Annotated in this window: 15 protein-coding genes; 8 read left to right on the top strand and 7 right to left on the bottom strand. The window is 72.9% G+C overall.

Translation table 11 applies throughout. The features are described from left to right. Positions 1-11: 11 nt before the first annotated feature. From ACBI99_RS17635 to ACBI99_RS17620, 4 genes are all read right to left on the bottom strand, one after another. Complete coding sequence (locus ACBI99_RS17635) at positions 12-863, bottom strand: carbohydrate ABC transporter permease (RefSeq protein WP_219509107.1); 852 nt, start codon at positions 861-863, stop codon at positions 12-14. Then, positions 860-1705, bottom strand: coding sequence for a carbohydrate ABC transporter permease (locus ACBI99_RS17630; RefSeq protein WP_219509105.1), 846 nt, complete (start codon positions 1703-1705; stop codon positions 860-862). Before ACBI99_RS17630 ends, ACBI99_RS17635 begins: the two co-directional genes overlap by 4 nt. Positions 1706-1743: 38 nt before the next feature. Further along, on the bottom strand, positions 1744-3111 hold the full coding sequence (locus tag ACBI99_RS17625) for an ABC transporter substrate-binding protein (protein WP_375072732.1): 1368 nt from the start codon (positions 3109-3111) through the stop codon (positions 1744-1746). Between the two features lie 97 nt (positions 3112-3208). Further along, the gene (locus tag ACBI99_RS17620; protein WP_375072731.1) at positions 3209-4180 is read right to left on the bottom strand and encodes a LacI family DNA-binding transcriptional regulator; all 972 of its coding nucleotides are present in this window, start codon (positions 4178-4180) and stop codon (positions 3209-3211) included. A 168-nt stretch (positions 4181-4348) separates the two neighbouring features. Between ACBI99_RS17620 and ACBI99_RS17615 the strand changes: the two genes are divergently transcribed. The 5 genes from ACBI99_RS17615 (at position 4349) to ACBI99_RS17595 (ending at position 10564) form a co-directional block, all read left to right on the top strand. Then, entirely contained in the window at positions 4349-5485 is a 1137-nt protein-coding gene (locus tag ACBI99_RS17615; RefSeq protein ID WP_375072730.1) for a mandelate racemase/muconate lactonizing enzyme family protein, read from the top strand. A gap of 296 nt (positions 5486-5781) precedes the next feature. Continuing rightward, positions 5782-7377, top strand: a complete 1596-nt coding sequence (locus ACBI99_RS17610) for an FAD-dependent oxidoreductase (protein ID WP_375072729.1) — start codon at positions 5782-5784, stop codon at positions 7375-7377. A 20-nt stretch (positions 7378-7397) separates the two neighbouring features. Next, on the top strand, positions 7398-8633 hold the full coding sequence (locus ACBI99_RS17605; RefSeq protein WP_375072728.1) for a cytochrome P450: 1236 nt from the start codon (positions 7398-7400) through the stop codon (positions 8631-8633). Between the two features lie 44 nt (positions 8634-8677). Beyond that, entirely contained in the window at positions 8678-9280 is a 603-nt protein-coding gene (locus ACBI99_RS17600; protein ID WP_219509092.1) for a TetR/AcrR family transcriptional regulator, read from the top strand. Positions 9281-9352: 72 nt separating this feature from the next. After that, positions 9353-10564 (top strand): MFS transporter, encoded by a 1212-nt coding sequence (locus ACBI99_RS17595; protein WP_375072727.1) that lies wholly within the window; start codon positions 9353-9355, stop codon positions 10562-10564. Positions 10565-10622: 58 nt separating this feature from the next. On the opposite strand, the gene ACBI99_RS17590 is transcribed toward ACBI99_RS17595, so the two are convergent. Beyond that, positions 10623-11975 carry an MFS transporter gene (locus tag ACBI99_RS17590; RefSeq protein WP_219509088.1) on the bottom strand — a complete coding sequence of 451 codons (1353 nt, stop codon included), beginning with the start codon at positions 11973-11975 and terminating at the stop codon, positions 10623-10625. Positions 11976-12088: 113 nt separating this feature from the next. On the opposite strand from ACBI99_RS17590, the gene ACBI99_RS17585 reads away from it, so the two are divergent. Next, a complete protein-coding gene (locus ACBI99_RS17585; protein WP_375072726.1) occupies positions 12089-14725 on the top strand; it encodes an AAA family ATPase in 2637 nt (878 codons plus the stop codon). A 55-nt stretch (positions 14726-14780) separates the two neighbouring features. Here the strand turns inward: ACBI99_RS17585 and ACBI99_RS17580 are convergent, their stop codons facing one another. Further along, entirely contained in the window at positions 14781-15221 is a 441-nt protein-coding gene (locus ACBI99_RS17580) for a DUF3592 domain-containing protein (protein ID WP_308125945.1), read from the bottom strand. A gap of 69 nt (positions 15222-15290) precedes the next feature. Then, positions 15291-16187 (bottom strand): NAD(P)H-binding protein, encoded by an 897-nt coding sequence (locus ACBI99_RS17575; protein WP_219509082.1) that lies wholly within the window; start codon positions 16185-16187, stop codon positions 15291-15293. A 110-nt stretch (positions 16188-16297) separates the two neighbouring features. Between ACBI99_RS17575 and ACBI99_RS17570 the strand changes: the two genes are divergently transcribed. Then, on the top strand, positions 16298-17122 hold the full coding sequence (locus ACBI99_RS17570) for an alpha/beta fold hydrolase (RefSeq protein WP_375072725.1): 825 nt from the start codon (positions 16298-16300) through the stop codon (positions 17120-17122). 23 nt (positions 17123-17145) lie between these two features. Then, positions 17146-17913, top strand: a complete 768-nt coding sequence (locus tag ACBI99_RS17565) for a MerR family transcriptional regulator (RefSeq protein WP_375072724.1) — start codon at positions 17146-17148, stop codon at positions 17911-17913. The last annotated feature ends 60 nt before the right edge of the window (positions 17914-17973 follow it).

The raw sequence follows: 17973 nt of genomic DNA, 5'->3' as shown, positions 1-17973 counted from the left end.
GGCGTTGCGGGTCAGCCTTTGACGCCGGTGAAGCCGAGTCCGGCGACGACGTACTTCTGGAAGACGAGGAAGAGCAGGACCGGCGGGGCCAGGGCCATCGCCATGCTGGCGATGAGGATGTCCTGCGGCGCCTGGTCGGCCAGCGTGGCCAGGGCGACGCTGATGGGCTGCTTGGCCGGGTCGGTGATGGCCACCAGCGGCCAGATGAAGTCCTTCCAGCTGTGCATGATCGCGATCAGGCTGATGACGGCCAGGATCGGCCGGCTCATCGGCAGCACGATCCTGGTCAGGAGCTGCCAGGAGTTGGCGCCGTCGACCCTGGCCGCGGCGAACAGCTCGGGCGGCAGCGCGTCGAAGAAGCGCTTGGCCAGCAGGACGTTGAAGGCGCTGGCTCCGGCGGGCAGCCAGATCGCCCAGTAGGAGTCGACCAGGCCCAGGTCGATGATGGTCAGGAAGAGGCTGGTCATGGAGACCGTGTAGGGGACGAACATGGTGGCGAGGATCGCGCCGTAGATCACGGTGCCGAGCCGGGGTCTCAGCACCGACAGGGCGTAGCCGGCGGTGACCGCGACGACGAGCTGCACGGCCCAGGAGCCGCCGACGACCTGGAGGGTGTTGAGCAGGTAGTGGCCGATGCCCAGGTCGTTCCACGCGGTGCCGAAGTTCTCCGGCCGGGGGTCGCCGGGCCACAGCTGGAGCGGTTCGGCGATCAGGTCGGTGGCCGGCGAGACCGCGCCCTTGACGGTCATGTAGAGCGGGCCGATGCCGATCACCGCCAGGACGGCCAGGGTGAGCCACTGGACCGTGCGCACCGCGGCCCTGACGGCCGGGCGGCGCTCCTCGACGTGGGAGATCAGGCTCATGCGGAACTCCAGCTGCGGGTGGCCCGCAGGTAGATCGTGGACAGCAGGCCGAGGAAGATCGCCAGGAGGAAGGCGAGCGCGGCGGCCTGGCCGTAGTCGCCGTCGCGGAAGGCGTACCTGAAGATCAGCAGGAGGACCGTGAGCGTGCTGTTCTCCGGGCCGCCGTCGGTGAACACGTACGGTTCGGTGAACACCTGGGTGGTGCTGACCAGCTGCAGGAGCAGCAGCAGGCCGATGGTGGGGCGGAGCTGGGGCAGGGTGATGTGCCACAGCCTGCGCGCGATCGACGCGCCGTCCATCTGCGCCGCCTCGTAGAGCTCGGCGGGGATGGTGACCAGCGCGGCCAGGTAGATGAGGACCGTGCTGCCCATCCAGGCCCAGGTGGACTGGATGACCAGGCTGAGCATGGCGGTCCTGGGCGACTCCAGCCAGGGGAAGGGGCCCAGGCCGGCCAGGCCCAGCAGCTCGTTGAACAGCCCGTGGCCGGGGTCGTAGAACCACTTCCACAGCAGGATCGCCACCACCGGCGGGATCACCACCGGGAGGTAGACGAGGAAGCGGTAGATCCCCGCGCCCTTGCGCACCGTCGACATGACGGTGGCCAGGATCAGCGGCGCGGGGAACCCGATCAGCAGGCCGAGCCCGACGAACAGCAGGGTGTTGGCGATCGCCGTGGACAGCAGCGGGTCCCGCAGGAGCGCGGTGAAGTTGTCCAGCCCCACCCAGGTGGCGGGGTCGACCAGGTTCGTCTCCTGGAAGGAGATCAGCAGTCCCCTGATCATCGGCCAGTAGGAGAACGCCCCGAAGGCGACGAAGGCCGGGATGAGGAAGAGGAACGCCATGACGGGGTTCCCCCGCCTCCTGGCGTGTGGCGCCACGGTCACTGCCGGCTCGCGGCGAGCTTGGTGTTGACGTCGGTCTCCGCCTGGGCCAGGAGGGCGCTGACGTCGGCGTCCTTGTCGGTCAGGACGGCCTGCACCACGCTGTCGAGCACGGCGTAGACGGCCTGGGCCTGCACCGGGGGCTCGGCGCGGAGTTCGAGCTCGGGCGTGCCCTCGACCCACGGCCGGAAGTGCTCGAGCTTGACGTTCACGTACGGCTTGACGGCCTCGTCGATCTTGGCCTGCTGGGCCTCGTCGAACATCGGCAGCGTCGGCACGCCCACGGCGGCGTTCGGGTCGGCCGCCAGCGCCTTGGCCCGCTCGGCGGCGGCGCCGGTGTCGTACTGCGGCTGGGCGTAGGCGAACAACAGCCACTTCACGGCAGCGGCCGTCTTCTCCGCGGAGGCCGATCTGGGCACCATGTAGACGTCGCCGCCGATCATCGTGGCGTTCCCGCCCGCCTGGGGCATCGGGCCGACGCCGAACGCGTCGGTGTCCTTCATGCCGTAGGTCATCTTGGCCAGCCGGTAGGTGCCGGGCGTGCCCAGGTACATGCCGATCTCGCCGGCGGCGAACCGTTTGATCACGTCGTTCTGGTCGATGAGCTGGTTGTCGCCCATGGAGTCGTCGCTCCAGCGCATCTCCTTGAGCAGGGTCAGGGCCTGGCGTGCCGGCTCGGCGTTGAAGGCCGCCACCCACGAGCCGCCGTCCTGCTTCTCCATGTCGCCGCCGAAGGCGTAGGTGAGCTTCGTGAGCTGCCAGCCGCCCTGGTTGTTCTTGGACTCGTGCACGAACCCGGCCTTGCCGGTCTTCTCGGCGATCCGCCTGGCGTGGTCGCGGACCTCGTCCCAGGTCGCCGGCGGCCGGTCGGGGTCGAGGCCGGCCTTCTCGAACAGGTCGCGGTTGTAGACGAGTCCCATCGCGAACGGCGACTGGGGCACGCCGTACACCTGGCCGGCGCTGTCGCTCAGCGGCCGCAGCACCTGCGGGTTGAACTCCTTGTAGTGCGGCCACCTGGCCAGCTCCGCGGTGAGCGGCTTGACCTGCTTGCGGGCGATGAGCCCCTGCGGCTCGGTGAGCGGCACCTTGATCACGTCCTCGACCTTGCCGCCGGCCAGCTTGGCGGAGAACGTCAGCGGGTCGTAGTCGGCCGAGGAGCCTTCGACGGCGATGCCGGGGTTCTGCTTCTCGAAGTCGGCGGCCATCTTCTCGAACGCGGCCAGGCCCGGCTTGTCGGTCGCCGGCGGCATGCCCTGGACCCTGAGGGTGATGGTGCCGGACTCCTGACCGGAACCGGAGGACGAGCCGCACGCGGCGAGGGCCGTGGCCAGGGCGGCGACGCCGAGGGCAGCGGTGGTCTTCTTCATCTGAACTCCCGCATTCAGGTCATAGCAGGATGAATGGTGTTAAAGATGGCATGACGGGATGGCGGTACGGCACGCCGCACCGCGGGAGACCCTTCGGTCAGTGGCGCACGGGCCCGGTCGAGGATCTGGGGATGAGCCGGGAGCCGATCTCCACCACGCGCCCGCCGCCCCGCTCGCCGATGGTGTCGAGCAGCAGGTCGGTGGCCTGGGTGGCGAGCTCCTCGGCCGAGATGCGGATGGTGGTCAGCGACGGGGTGGAGGTCTCGGCCAGCAGCGTGTCGTCTATGCCGATCACGCTGACGTCGCCCGGCACGCTGACGCCGAGCTTGGCGAGCTGGTGCAGCACGCCGAGCGCGACCAGGTCGTTGTGGGCGAGCACCGCGGTGGCCCCCGAGGAGGTGACCAGGGTGGCGGCGTGCACGCCGGTCTCGAAGCGCGGCTCGTACGGGCCGAACTCGACGAGGGACAGGCCGTGCGCCTCGAACGCCTCCTTTATCGACTTGCCCCGGCTGAGCTCGGGCCGCGAGCCGTTGACGAAGACGCAGCGGGAGTGGCCGTAGGCCTTCAGGTGCTCGGCCGCCTGGGAGATGCCGGCGGTCAGCGAGATGTGGACCTCCGGGATGCCGGGCACGTGCCGGTTCACCAGCACCACCGGCATGGTCGCGGCCAGCTCGGCGAGCCGGTCCTCGGCCAGGGTGGAGGCCCACAGGATCATGCCGTCCACCCGCTTGGAGACCGCGGCGATGGTCTCCAGCTCGTCGGACTCCCGCTCGTCGGTGTCGGCGGCGAGCACGGTGTAGCCGAGCCTCCTGGCGCGGGCCTGCATCGCCTTCATGATCGGCGGGAAGAACGGGTTGGCGATGTCGGGGATGATCAGCCCGAGCGACTCGGTCTTCCCGCCGCGCAGCGAGCGGGCCGCCGGGTTGGGCGTGTAGCCCAGTTGCGCGGCGGCGTCCCTGATGCGCCGCAGGGTCTGCGGCTGCACCTGGTCGGGGGCGGTGAACGCGCGGGAGACGGTCGAGACCGACACCCCCGCCGCCTGCGCCACCTGCCGGATCGTCACTGCCACGCCGCCCTCCTCGTCATCGGTACGGAGGATGCTCGCAAACGTTCCCGGGAACCGTCAAGAGTGTTCTTCACCTTTCTGACCGGCCCGAATCCGCCCCTGGTCAATCCAGTCGGGATGTTGCATGATTTGTTGCGAAAATCCCGGTAACGTTCTCATTGGAGTTCGCCTGTGAAGATCACTGGTTGGGAAGTGCTCACCCTCCCCGAGCACGGCGACAGCATGATGCTCGTCGTCATCGACACCGACGAGGGCGTGCACGGCATCGGCGAGGTGGGCATCCGATCACGGCAGAAGGCGGTCGCCGGGGCGATCGACCACCTGGGCGACCTGCTGCTCGGCGAGGACCCCGCCAGGATCGAGCACCTGTGGCAGGTGATGTTCCGCCGCGGCTTCTTCCCCGCCGACCGGATCCTGTCCTCCGCCATCGCCGCGATCGACGTCGCGCTGTGGGACATCCGGGGCAAGACGCTGGGCGTGCCGGTCTACGAGCTGTTCGGCGGGCGGGTGCGCGACCACGTCCCCGCCTACGCGCACCTGGGGGACGACTACCACGACCTCGACGCGTTCCTGGACCGGGCCAGGGTGCTCATCGCGGACGGCTGGCGGCACCTGCGCTTCGCCGTGCCCCACGACCGCGACGGCACGCTCGACCAGCGCGCCTCGATGCGCTGGGGCATCGAGCTGTTCCACGCCGTACGCCAGGCCGTCGGCGACGACGTGGAGCTGATCCTCGACGTGCACACGCGGCTCGACCTGCCCGAGGCCGTGACGCTGTGCCGCGAGATCGAGTCGGCCAAGCCGTACTTCGTGGAGGACCCGCTGCGCTGCGAGAGCCTCGAGGTGTACCGGTCGCTGCGATCGCGCACGGCGGTGCCGCTCGCGGCGGGCGAGCAGCTCGGGTCCAAATGGGAGTTCCAGCGCCTCGTCGAGCAGGACCTGGTCGACTACGCCCGGGTGGACGTCGCCGTGGCGGCCGGGCTCACCGAGGCCAGGAAGATCGCCGCGATGTGCGAGACGCACTACGTCAAGCTGGCCACCCACAACCCGCTCGGCCCGGTCACCGCCGCCTCCTCGCTGCACCTGAACCTGGCCTCGCCGTACGTCGGCGTGCAGGAGCACCAGGCGCTGCCCGAGCTGGCCCACGTCTTCACCGCCCGGCCCGTGGTGCGCGGCGGCCGTTTCGCCATCCCCGACCTGCCCGGTCTGGGCGTCGACCTCGATCGCGCCCGGGCCCGCGCCTACCAGGCCACGGCCGCCGAACGCCCCCACCTGCGCACCCCCGACGGCGCCTTCACCAACTGGTGATCGCGCCTCTACCCGGCCCTGCGGGCGCGGACGAGCACGAAGGTCCCGAGCCCGGCAGCCAGGAGGACCAGCGCCAGAACGGCGAGACCCTGCCGGCCGAGCACGCAGGCGGCCGGGGTGACGGGCTTCTGCGTGTCATGCCCCCATCATCCCCGGGCGGGGGCGGGGGCGGGACGGCAAAGAGACGGGAAGGAACGGGGCCGGGTGGGCTACGGCCCGAGCGGGGCGGGGTAGGCCCTCTCCGCCGGGCCGCCACCGAGGAGCGGGGGCGCGTGCCCGCTCAACGGGGAGTGCCTGTGAGAGTCGTCGTCGACCTGACGCGCTGCCAGGGATACGGGCAGTGCGCTTTCCTCGCGCCGGACGTCTTCAGCATGCGCGAAGAGGCGCTCCTGTACGACCTCGACCCCGGCGACGAGCAGCGCGGGCACGTGCTGCGGGCGGCCGCGGCCTGCCCGGTCCAGGCCATCCATCTCGACTGGACCGAGACGTACGCCACCCAGGGACAGCCCCGGCCGTCCGGCCGGAAGATGACCGACGGCCGCATCGTCATCGTCGGCGCGTCGCTGGCGGGGGCCAGGGCCGCGGGGGTGCTCAGGCGGGAGGGGTTCGCCGGTTCGCTCACGGTGATCGGCGACGAGCGGCAGGAGCCGTACGACCGGCCGCCCCTGTCCAAGCAGGTGCTCACCGGCCAGGTCGCGCCCGGCCACACGATGCTGCCCCACCTGCGCGAGGTCGACGCCGAATGGCTGTGGGGCACCCCGGCGGCCGGGCTCGACATGGCCGGCAAGCAGGTGCGGCTGGCCGACGGCCGCGAGATCGGCTTCGACCGGGTGCTGCTCGCCACGGGCACCCGGGCCCGGCCGTGGCCGGACGAGGCGGAGGCCGCGCTGGAGGGCGTCCACACGCTGCGCACCACGGCCGACGCCGAGCGGCTGCGCGCCGCGCTGGCCGCCCGGCCCGGCCGGGTGCTCGTGCTCGGCGCCGGGTTCACCGGCAGCGAGATCGCCTCCGTCTGCCGCGAGCTGGACCTGCCGGTGACGGTCGTCGAACGCGGTCCCGCCCCGCTGGTCAACGCGCTCGGCGGCGTGATCGGCGACGTGGCGGCCGCGTTGCAGCGCGAGCACGGCGTGGACCTGCGGTGCGGCACGACGGTGACGGCGCTGGAAGGCGACGGGCAGGGCCGGTTGCGCGGGGCCCGCCTGTCCGACGGCAGCACCGTCGAGGCGGACGTGGCCGTCGTCGCGCTCGGCTCGATCCGCAACGTCGAGTGGCTGCGCGACTCCGGGCTGGCCGCCGGGGTGTGGGGCGTGGCCTGCGACGCGGGCTGCCGTGCCGTGGACACCAACGGCCTGGTCACCGACGACGTGTTCGTCGCCGGGGACATCGCCCGCTTCCCGCACCCGCTCTACGACTACCAGTTCATGACGCTGGAGCACTGGGGCAACGCGGTCGCCCAGGCGGAGATCGCCGCCCACAACATGGTCAGCGACCAGGCGCACCGGTGGCCGCACCTGTCGGTGCCTGTGTTCTGGTCCACCCAGTTCGGCGTCAACATCAAGTCGGTCGGCGTGCCGACGTTCGCCGACGAGGTCGTCATCACGCAGGGCTCTGTCGCCGAGCGCCGCTTCGCCGCCGTCTACGGCTACCGGGGCCGCATCACCGCGGCGGTGACGTTCGACCAGGGGCTGTGGCTGGAGTTCTACCAGCGGCTGATCGAGTCGGCGGCGCCGTTCCCGCCGGAGTTCCGCCACGTCGATCAGGACGGCGACGGCGGGCCGGTGCCCGCGCGGGTGCCCGAACGGCTGGTCGCCACGGCGGGGGCCACCGTCGTGGTGACCGGCCACGACCCGGCCGAGCGCCGCGCCTCGCTGCTGCACGCGCCGCAGAGTTGATCGCCCCGGCAGGAGAAGACATGACCACGACCTCGTCCAGCGCCTTCGAGCGGATCCTCGACCCCTCGGGCCGCGCCGACCCCTACCCGCTGTTCGGCGAGCTGCGCCGCACTCCGGTCGCGCGCCAGCCCGACGGCACGTACGTCGTCAGCACCTACCGCGAGATCGTCGCGCTGCTGCACGACCCGAGGGTCAGCTCCGACCGCCGCAACCTCGGCGGCCCGGACGCGGACCCGGGCGCGAGCGGGAAGGAGGACGGCGCGATCTCGTTCATCGGGCTGGACCCGCCCGCGCACGACCGGCTGCGGCGGCTGGCCATGCGCCACTTCGGGCCGCCGCACTCCCCCGGCGTCGTGGACGGGCTGCGGCCGGCGATGCTGGCCATCACCACGGAGCTGATCGACGGCATCGCCGGCAAGCGGCGGGCCGACCTGGTGGACGAGGTCGCCTACCCGCTGCCCGTGGCGGTGATCTGCCGGCTGCTGGGCGTCCCGCAGGAGGACGAGCCGCAGTTCCACGCCTGGGCCGACCAGATCGTGGAAACGCTCGGACCGGGCGAGGAGAACCGCGCCGAGCGCGAGCGCGAACGCCTGGCCGTGGCGCGGGACCTGGAGCGCTATCTCGGCGGGCTGGCCGAGGAGCGCCGCCGGCAGCCGGGCGACGACATGCTGTCCGGGTTCGTCACGTACCGGGGGCCCGAGGGCGGCATGTCGCCCGAGGAGGTCGTCTCCACCGCCGTGCTGCTGCTCATCGCGGGCCACGAGACCACGATCAACCTCATCGCCAACGGCATGCTCACCTTCCTGCGCGATCCCGGCCTGCTCGACCGCCTGCGCGCCGATCCCGGCCTCATCGTCCCCGCCGTGGAGGAGCTCCTGCGGTACGAGCCGCCGGTGCAGCTGGTGTCCTCGCGGATCGCCCTGGACGACATCGTGATCGCCGGCACGACGATTCCCGCCGGATCGCCGATCGTGCTCGCCCTGGCGGCGGGCAGCCGCGACCCCGGCCACGTGGCCGACCCGGACCGCTTCGACCCGTGCCGTGCCCGCAACGAGCACCTGGGCTTCGGCGGCGGCGTCCACTACTGCTTCGGCGCGCCGCTGGCCAGGCTGGAGGCGCAGATCGTGCTGGCCGAGCTCGTCCGCAGGCTGCGCGGGCCGCGCCTGGTCGCCGACCCGCCGCCGTACCGCCCGAGCGCCGTGCTGCGCGGGCCGCGCCACCTGCTGGTCGACTACGAGGGCGTCGCCCCTGCCTGAACCGTTTTGGATTTCAGAGTCCATTACGTGTTAGGGTGTCCGTCATGGGCAGGCCACGGATGTTCGACGAGGTCAAGGTGCTCGACGCCGCGGCGGGCGAGTTCCGGGTGCGCGGGTTCGCCGGCACGTCGACCGAGCAGGTGTGCGAGGCGGCGGGCGTGCGGCGCAGCAGCCTCTACAACACCTTCGTCTCCAAGGACGAGCTCTACGTCCGCGCGCTGGAGCGCTACGTCGAGGTGACGGGCGCGCGGCAGGCCGCGATCCTCACCGACCAGGGCGTGCGCGGCGCCGAGCGGCTGCGCAGGCTCGTCGACGTGGTGGTCGCCGAGGAGCACGACGCCGCCGCCAGGGGCCACGCGGCCGGGTGCATGGTCGTGCACGGCTTCATGGACCCCGGCCTGCGCGAGCGGGACGAGCGCGTCGCCCGCCTCCTCGACCGCGACCTGCGCGAGCGGCGCGCCCTGGTGGGCGAGGCGATTCGCGCCGGGCAGCTCGACGGCAGCATCTCCCCCGGCGTCGACCCCGACGACGGCGCGCTGCTGGTCAGCACCGTCATCTCCGGCCTGCGGATCACCGCGCAGGCCGGCACGGACCCCGAGACCCTGCGGCGGATCGCGCTGGCGGGGCTGCACGCCCTCCTGGGCTGACCCGCCGCCCCGGCCCTCGAAGGGCTTCCGCATGCCCTCATTTTGGATTCTCAATCACAGAAAGCCGATGACATGACCCGAACGGTTCCCCTGGTCGTCTACGTCCTGGCCGCCGGCATCTTCGCGATGGTGACCAGCGAATTCGCCGTCGCCGGCCTCATGCCCCAGCTCGCCGAGGGACTCGGCACCGGCATCGAGCGGATCGGCTACCTGGTGACGATCTTCGCCGTGGCGATGGCGGTCGGCGGTCCGGTCCTGACGATGGCGCTGCTGCGCGTACCGCCGAAGACCGCGCTGCTGGTCGTCATCGCCGTCTTCCTCGCCGGCAACGTCCTGGCCGCGCTCGCGGCCTCATACCCGGTCATGGTGGTCGCGCGGGTCGTCAGCGGGGTGGCCTCGCAGGCGTTCTTCGGCATCGCCGTGTCGATGTGCGCCCGCGTGGTCGACGAGCGGATGCGCGGCCGGGCGGTCGGCGTGGCGATGAGCGGGCTCATGCTCGGCACGCTGCTCGGGCTGCCGCTGGCGACGTTCGTCGGCGGGCGGCTCGGCTGGCAGGCGGCCTTCTGGACCATCTCGGCGCTCACCGTGATCGCCGCGATCCTCACCGTCGCCTACGTCCGCGACCCCGCGCGGCCCGACGCCGCGGCGGCTCCGCCGGCGTCGCTGCGCGACGAGCTCGCCGTGCTGCGCCGGCCGCAGTTCCTGCTGGCGATCGTCTCCAGCACGCTGATCATCGGCGCGACGTTCTCCGCGTTCAGCTTCTTCACCCCCGTCCTGACCCGGGTCACCGGCTTCGGCGAGGGCACCGTCCCGCTGCTCCTGCTCGCCTACGGCGCCGCCACGCTGATCGGCAACGCGATCGTCGGCCGGCTGGCCGACCGGCGCACCGTCGCCACGCTGCTGACCGGCACCGCGCTCAACGCGGTCTCCCTGGCGGGGCTGGCGCTCTTCACCGACGTCCCCGCCGCGGCGGTGGCGTTCATGCTCGGCATCGGCCTGACCGGCGTGACCATGAACCCCGCGATGGCCGTGCGCGTGCAGCGAGCCGGCAGCACCGCGCCGCTGGTCAACACCGTGCACTCCTCGTTCATCACGCTCGGGGTCGTCCTCGGCTCCGCGATCGGCTCGGCGCTCATCCCCGGCTACGGGCTCCGCGCCCCGATCGTGCTGGGCGTCGTGCTGGCCGTCCTGGCGATCCTCACGATCCTGCCCGCGCTCGCCAGCCGCTACCTGCGCACCGGCGACCGCGACGAGGCCGCCGAACCGGCCCTCTCCCCCGTGTGACGGCCGGGCCGGGGGCGAGGAGGCCGGTACGTCATGGGCGGCCGTCCGGGCTGACGGGCTACGGCGTGCGGGAGGGCAGGGCGACGGCGGCGAAGAGGCCGAGCGCGGTGCCGGCGGCGGCGGCGTACACCGCGGCCGGCATCCCCCACGCGGCGGAGACCGCGACCAGGACCGCCAGGCCGGTGGCGATGCCCACCTGGAAGGCGGTCGACGCCATCCCGCTCGCCGTGCCCTGCTCGTGATCGGCCACCCCCGTGCCGGTGGCGGCGAACATGGCGGGGAAGACGATGCCCATCCCCAGCCCGTAGACGACCACGCCAGGAAGCAGCGCGACGAAGCCGGCCTGGGCGCCCATCGAGGCGGCGAGCAGGACGTTCCCGGCCACCCCGGCGAGCAGTCCGACGATCAGCGTCGTACGGGTGCCGAAGCGGTGCATGAGCCGCTCGGAGCAGAAGTCCCCGGCGGCGATGACCAGCGACATCACCAGGAACGCCAGCCCGGCCTGGAGCGCGGTGTAGGCGAGCACGTCCTGGAAGTACAGCGTGAGGAAGAACATGACGGTGTTCATGGCCGCCCCGAACGGGACGATCACCAGGATGCCCGCGCTGAGGTTGCGGTTGGCCAGCAGGCGCAGCGGCATCAGCGGCGAGCGGCTGCGCGCCTCGATCGCCACGAACCCGGCCAGCGACAGCACCGCGAGCACCCCCGCCACGGCCACCGTCGTGGTGAGCCCGGCCTCACCGGCCTGGGCGATGGTGAACACCAGCAGCGTGGCCCCGGCCGTCCCGGTGATCGCCCCGGGGATGTCGAACGCGCCGCGCGCCTGCGGACGGTCGGCGTCGAGCAGCGTGAACGCGCCGATCAGCGCCGCGCCCACCAGCGGGAGGTTCACCCAGAACACGGCCTGCCAGCCGAAGGCGTGGGTGAGCAGCCCGCCCAGCAGCGCGCCCAGGCTGAGCCCGCCCGCCCCGGCCAGCGCCCACCACATCAGCGCCCGGTTGCGCTGCCTGCCCTCGGCGAACACCGTGTTCACCAGCGACAGCGTGGCGGGGAACACGAGCGCCGCGCCGATCCCCTGCAACACCCGGGCGACGATCAGCGGCGCCGGGGAGGAGGCCAGGCCACCGAGGACCGAGGCCGCGCCGAACAGGATCAATCCGGCGTTCAGCGTCCTGCGCCGCCCCAGCAGGTCGGCCAGCCGGCCGCCCAGCAGCAGGAACCCGCCGTAGAAGACGGCATAGGCGCTGACCACCCACTGCAGGCCGTGCGCGGTGAAGCCCGCGTCCTGCCCGATGTGCGGGAGCGCGACATAGATGATGGTGAAGTCCAGCGACGTGATCAGATTGGCGAACGCCAGGAGGGCGAGGGTCAGCCCGGCCAGCCGGCCCGGCCTGCTTTGCGTGACAGTCATGATCCCGACCGTAGGAACCACACCCCATCCTCCGAATCGGTAAAAATTACGGAATTGCGGTTGGCCGGGCAGGGTTACGTATGGGTACTGACACACCTACGGACGGAGGACCGGTGCTGTACGGGCGGGCAGCCGAGCAGGAAGCCGTCGAGGCGCTCCTGACCGCCGCCGCGAGCAGGCGCAGCGGCGCCGTGGTGATCCGCGGCGAGGCCGGCATCGGCAAGTCGGCGCTCGCCGACTGGACCGCCTCCACCGCCGCCGCGCGCGGCTTCCGCATCCTGCGCGTGACCGGCGTGGAGAGCGAGGCCGACCTGGCGTACGCGGGCCTGGTCCAGCTGCTCTGGCCCGTCCAGGAGCACATCGCCGCCCTCCCCCCGCCCCAGGCCGACGCCCTGCGGGCGGTGCTGGGCACCGGTGGCGCCACCGGCGTGGACCGCTTCCTCAACGCCCTGGCCGTGCTCACCCTCCTCACCGAGCTCGCCGACCGGCAGCCCGTGCTCTGCCTCGTCGACGACGCCCACTGGGTCGACCGCGCCACGACGGAGGCGCTGCTGTTCACCGCCCGGCGCCTGGCCGCGGAGGGCGTCGTCATGGTGTTCTCGGCCCGCACCGGCTCCTTCGACGCCGCCGGCCTCGCCGAACTCCACCTGTCACGCCTGAGCGACGCCGACGCGGCGCGGGTCCTCGCCGCGCGCAAGCTCCCGGCGGCCCTGGCGGAACGGATCATCGCCGAATCGGGCGGCAACCCCCTCGCGCTCGTCGAGTTCGCCGCCTCGCCCGCCCCCCAGCCGGACCCCGCGGCCCCGCTGCCGGTCCCCGACCGGCTCACCGGCCTGTTCCACGCGCAGATCGCCGGCCTCCCCCAGCGCACCCGCACCATGCTCTCCCTGGCCGCCGCCGAGGGCCGCGGCCACCTGCCCACCCTCGCCACGGCCGGGCGAGCGCTCGGCGCGACCCTGAGCGACCTCGACAAGGCCGACCGCGCCGGGCTGATCTGCATCACGACGGACCGGGTCGTCTTCCGCCACCCGATGATCCGCAACGCCGCCTACCACGCCCTCGCGCCCAGCCGCCGGCTCGCCGTCCACGCCGCCCTGGCCGCCGCGATCGACGACCCCGACCTGCGCGTACGCCACCTGTCCGCCGCCACCACCGAGCCGCACGAGCCGACCGCCGCCGACCTCGCCGCAGCCGCGAGCCGGGCGCACGCCCGGGGCGCGTACGCCTCGGCCGCCCACCTGTACGAGCGGGCCGCCCGGCTCACCCCCGACCCGCGCCGCCGCGCCGAACGCCGGGCGCGAGCCGCCGAGCAGGCCCTCGCCGCGGGGGACACCGACCACGCCGAGACCCTCGCGGCCGACGCCGCCACCACGACGGCCGACGGCCCCCACCGGGCCCGCGTCGCCCGGGTCCGCGCCACGGTCGCCTTCGAACGCGAGAACCCCGGCCACGCGGCCCTCCTGCTCATCGACGGCGCCACCGGGGCCGAACCGGACGACGCGGCCGAGATGCTCCGGCTCGCCGCGGGCTACGGCTGGTTCTCCGGCGACCCCGCCACCGTCCACACCGCCGCCGCGCGCCTCGACGCCCTCGGCCTGCCCGACGACACGGCGACCGGCATGGCGCTGCTCATCGAGCAGGACTACCCGGCCGGCGTGCGCCGGCTCGAACGCCACGTACGGCGCACCCTCTCGGCAGGCGGCGACCCCGAGCGCATCCACGCCATCTACGCCGCCGCCCTGCTCGGCGACGACGACGCCGTCCTGGAGCTCACCGCCGCCGAGATCGAGAAGTACCGCAGGCAGGGGCTCATCGGCCGCCTGCCGAAGGTCCTGCAGAACCGGTGCACCGCCCTCTTCCGGGCCGGCCGCCCCCAGGACGCCGCCGCGGCCGCCGCCGAGGCCGTCACGATCGCCCGCGACACCGGCCTGCTCCGACGCATCGACGAGATCGAGGTGGCGCTCGCCTGGATCGCCGCCGCCGAAGGCGACGAAGCCCGCTGCCGCGAGCTCGTCGCCGACGCCACCGACACCAGCCGCGTGGCCGCGGCCTGCGCCCTCAGCCTCCTCGACCTCGGGCTCGGCCGCGACGAGGAGGCCCTGCGGCGGCTAGAAGCCGCCCACGCCGGGCCGGGCCACCACGTCACCGTGCTCACCACGTCCATGCCGGACCTCGTCGAAGCCGCCGTGCGGATCGGCGCCGCCGAACGGGCCGAGGAGCCGCTGCGCCGCTTCGAGGCATGGGCCCACGCGAGCCGCCGGCCCTGGGCCGAAGCCGTCGCGCTGCGCTGCCGCGCCCTGCTCACCGGCTCCCCCGACCTGTACGCCGACGCGCTGGCCCTGCACGCCAAGGGCGGCAGGCCGTTCGAGCGGGCCAGGACCGCCCTGCTGTACGGCGAGCGGCTCCGCCGCGACCGCCGCGCCGCCGAAGCGCGCGAGCACCTCACCACGGCGCTGCGGATCTTCGAGGAGCTGCGCGCCCGTCCCTGGGCCGAACGCAGCCGTGGCGAGCTGCGCGCCATCGGCGCCCCGGCCGGCCCCGCCCGGCCGGCCGCGCCCAACCCCCTGGACCGGCTGACCCCGCAGGAGCTGCAGGTCACCCGGCTGGCCGCGGAGGGCCACACCAGCAGGGAGATCGCCGCCCGGCTGTTCCTCAGCCGCCGGACCGTCGAACACCACCTCTACCGGGCCTACCCGAAGCTCGGCGTCACCTCCCGCCGCGAGCTGGCCCGGCTCAGCATCTTCGGCTGAACCCGCCGGCCTGGAAACCACCGGTCTGGAAACCACCGGTCTGGAAACCACCGGCCTAGAAACCACCGCCGCCGAACGAGCCGAAGAACTCGGAGAAGACGGCGAAGAACGCCAGACCCGCGACGGCCGCCACGAGCCCGAGGACGATGCCCCCGTAGCCGCCGCCGACGGCGCCGGCGGGCGCGGCGTGCGTCGGGTCCTGCGGGTCGTACAGGACCTCGACCTCCCGGCCGACCCCCAGGTCCGACACCGCCCACGACTCGGTGGTCACCTCCCGCCCCTCCACGGTCGTGAACGTCAGCACCGGCCGCCGGCTCGCCCGCAGATGCTCACCCCGCCCGGCGAACGTCGTCCGCACGTCGGCGACCACGCCCGGCACCCGCCGCGCCCCGCGCACGAACCGCCTGCCGTTCACGATCCCCCTGACCGACCCCCACGCGATCACCGCGCCGAACGCCACGAACAGCAACGGAAAATACGCGAAGACCTGCTCCACCAAGGTTCCCCCTGAGCTCGACACACCCTGACAACGATCAACGGCCCCGCGAAGTTCGCACGGCGCGGCTCAGCCGGTCGCGCCGAGGGCGGGGCGCAGCTCGGCCCACGCCCACGCCCCGAGCGTCGTGTCGGTCGTCGTCACCGCGGTCCGCGGCTGCTCGGGCACGAAGCCGTCACGCAACCCGGTCGACATGCCCATCACCGCCTCCACCCGCGCCGGCGACAGCCCCGCGCCCGTCAGCGCCGCCCGCATGTCCTCGTCGGCCACCCGGCGGACCGTGACCGTACGCCCCACGACCTCCCCGACCACGGCCACCGCCTCCTCCCACGACAGGTCCCCCGGCCCGTGCACCGCCTGCACCCGCCGCCCCGACCAGTCACGGCTCAGCACCAGCGACGCGCCCACCGCCGCGATGTCCGCCGGAGCCACCCACGCGAACGGCATCCCGGTCGGCAGCAGCACGGACACCTCACCCGCCCGGATGCCGTCGAGCTCGTACAGCAGGTTGCTGTAGAAGAAGCCGCACCGCAGGTGGGTGACGGCCAGACCCGCCTCCCCGACGACGACGCGGTCCAGCGTCTGCTCCACCCGCGCCAGCCCGTCGATCTCCCCGGCGCCCTCCCGCAGCTCCGCCCCCACGCTGCTCTGCAGCACCGTACGCGGCACGCCGTTGCGGGCCACCGCGGCGGCCACGACCTCCCCCACTTCGGCGTACGCGGCCACCGGATCGTCGCCGTCACCCGGCGGCACGACCAGGAACAGCGCGTCCACGCCCCGCGTAGCCTGCGACACGGCCCCGGCGTCCCGCAGATCGACCTCTCGCGCGTCGACGAGGTCACCCCAGGCCGCGCGCAGCCGCTCAGGATGACGGCTCAGCAGCCGGGGGCGGACCCCGGCACGGACCAGATGCCCGACCAGAAAGCGACCGACGTTGCCGGCCGGTGCAGTGACAGCGATCTCCATACCGCCACCGTACGAACAGATGCGGCCGGATCCCGGCCGCAACTCACCCTCCGGCCCGGCCCGAGGGACGGCTTGACCCTGACGCTGGGTCAAGCTTTCAGCATGGTGGCATGACCGATGAAGAGCGGGCGGAGAGAGACGACACGACCATGCGGCACTTCACCATCCGGAACGACGGCGTCACGATCCCGGTGTCCCAAGGGGGCCGGGGACGGCCGCTGGTCCTGTGCCCCGGGCTGAACTCCACCCAGGCCGACCTGCGCGAGCTGGCCGAGCTGCTGCGACGCGACCACGAGGTAGTGACCTTCGACCTGCGCGGCCACGGCCTCGCCTCGGCCGCCGGCCGCTACTCCTTCGAGGCGTTCCTCGGCGATCTCGGCGCGGTGATGGCGGAGCTGGGGCGGCGCGGCCTGGCCGAGGCGCCCGTGCTGGCGGGCTATTCGCTGGGCGCCGACCTCGCCGTGCACTACGCCTGCGAGCATCCCGGCGCCGTCGCCGGGCTCGTCCTCGTCGACGGGGCGAACCCGGTGCCGGAACCGTTCGTCACCGAAGCCCTCCTGCCGCGGTTCCGCGCCATGTGGGAGGGCCTGGCGGCCCAGCAGGAGGCCCTGCGGGGCACCGCGCGCCAGGCGCTGCTCACCGCCCAGGAGATCGCCGAGCTGAACCTCGAGATCGACGCGATCCGGGCCGGGATCCTCGACCGGTACAAGAAGATCGACCGGCCCATCACCATGATCATGTCGACCTCGATGGCCGGCGGCGACGGCGAGGGACCCGCGGCGGGCTTCAACCTGAACTGGCGGGCGGGCGTCGAACGGCTCGTCCGCGCGCACCCGCACATCACCACCACCTGGCTCGACGCCGACCACCAGCTCGTCTTCACCCATGCCCACGAGATCGCCCAGATCATCGGCAGGGCGACGGCGAGCTTCTGAAGCGATTCCTGGAGAGTGCTCTGATGCTGACCATCGGCGAACTGGCGTCGTACGCGGGAGTGACGGTCCGCGCGGTGCGGCACTACCACGCCAAGGGGCTGCTGCCCGAGCCGGAACGGGACCACTCCGGCTACCGCAGGTACGACGGCGGCGCCGTGGTCGAGCTGATCAGGATCCGGACCCTGGCCGAGGCCGGGGTCCCGCTGGCGCGGGTGCGAGAGCTGCTGCGGGCCGGCGAGGAGGAGTTCGCCGCGGCGATCGCGGACATCGACCGGAGGCTGCGGGCGGAGATCCGCGAGCGGCAGCGGCATCGCGAGCGGATCGCCCGCCTGGCCGCCGGGGAACTGCTGGTGCTGCCCCCGGAGGTGGTCGCGTATCTGGACCGGCTGCGGGAGTTCGGGGTCGACGAGCGGATCGTCCAGGCCGAGCGCGAGGGCTGGATCCCCTTGGCGGCCCACTCCCCCGGGCGGGTGCCGGAGTGGATGGCGCGCAAGCGCGAGCAGCTCGGCGACCCGCGGTTCGTCGACTTCCTCCTCACGCTGAGCCAGGCGCTGGACCGGGCCGACGACGACCCTCTGCTGGCCGGGCTGGCGGACAGGCTGGCCGCCTACCTGACGCGGCTGGCCGACGAGCGCGGCGAGGACTACGTCGACGACACCGGCATCGAGCTGCCGCTCGCCGCGCTGATGGACACGCTGGCGTTCGCGACGGTGCCGCCGGCGCGGCGGCTGATCGAGCTCCTGAGGCAGCGCGGCTGGACGGGCTGGACCAGGCTCGAACGCCTGCGTTGACGCGGCCGGTTCGCCATGCGCTATAAATGTAGCGATACAGATGTAGCGAATGGAGTCGAG

The sequence above is a fragment of the Nonomuraea sp. ATR24 genome (assembly GCF_041950485.1).
GTDB lineage: Bacteria > Actinomycetota > Actinomycetes > Streptosporangiales > Streptosporangiaceae > Nonomuraea > Nonomuraea ceibae.
The sequence above is the reverse complement of the archived record's forward strand: the minus strand, read 5'-3'. Positions and strand labels throughout refer to the sequence as shown.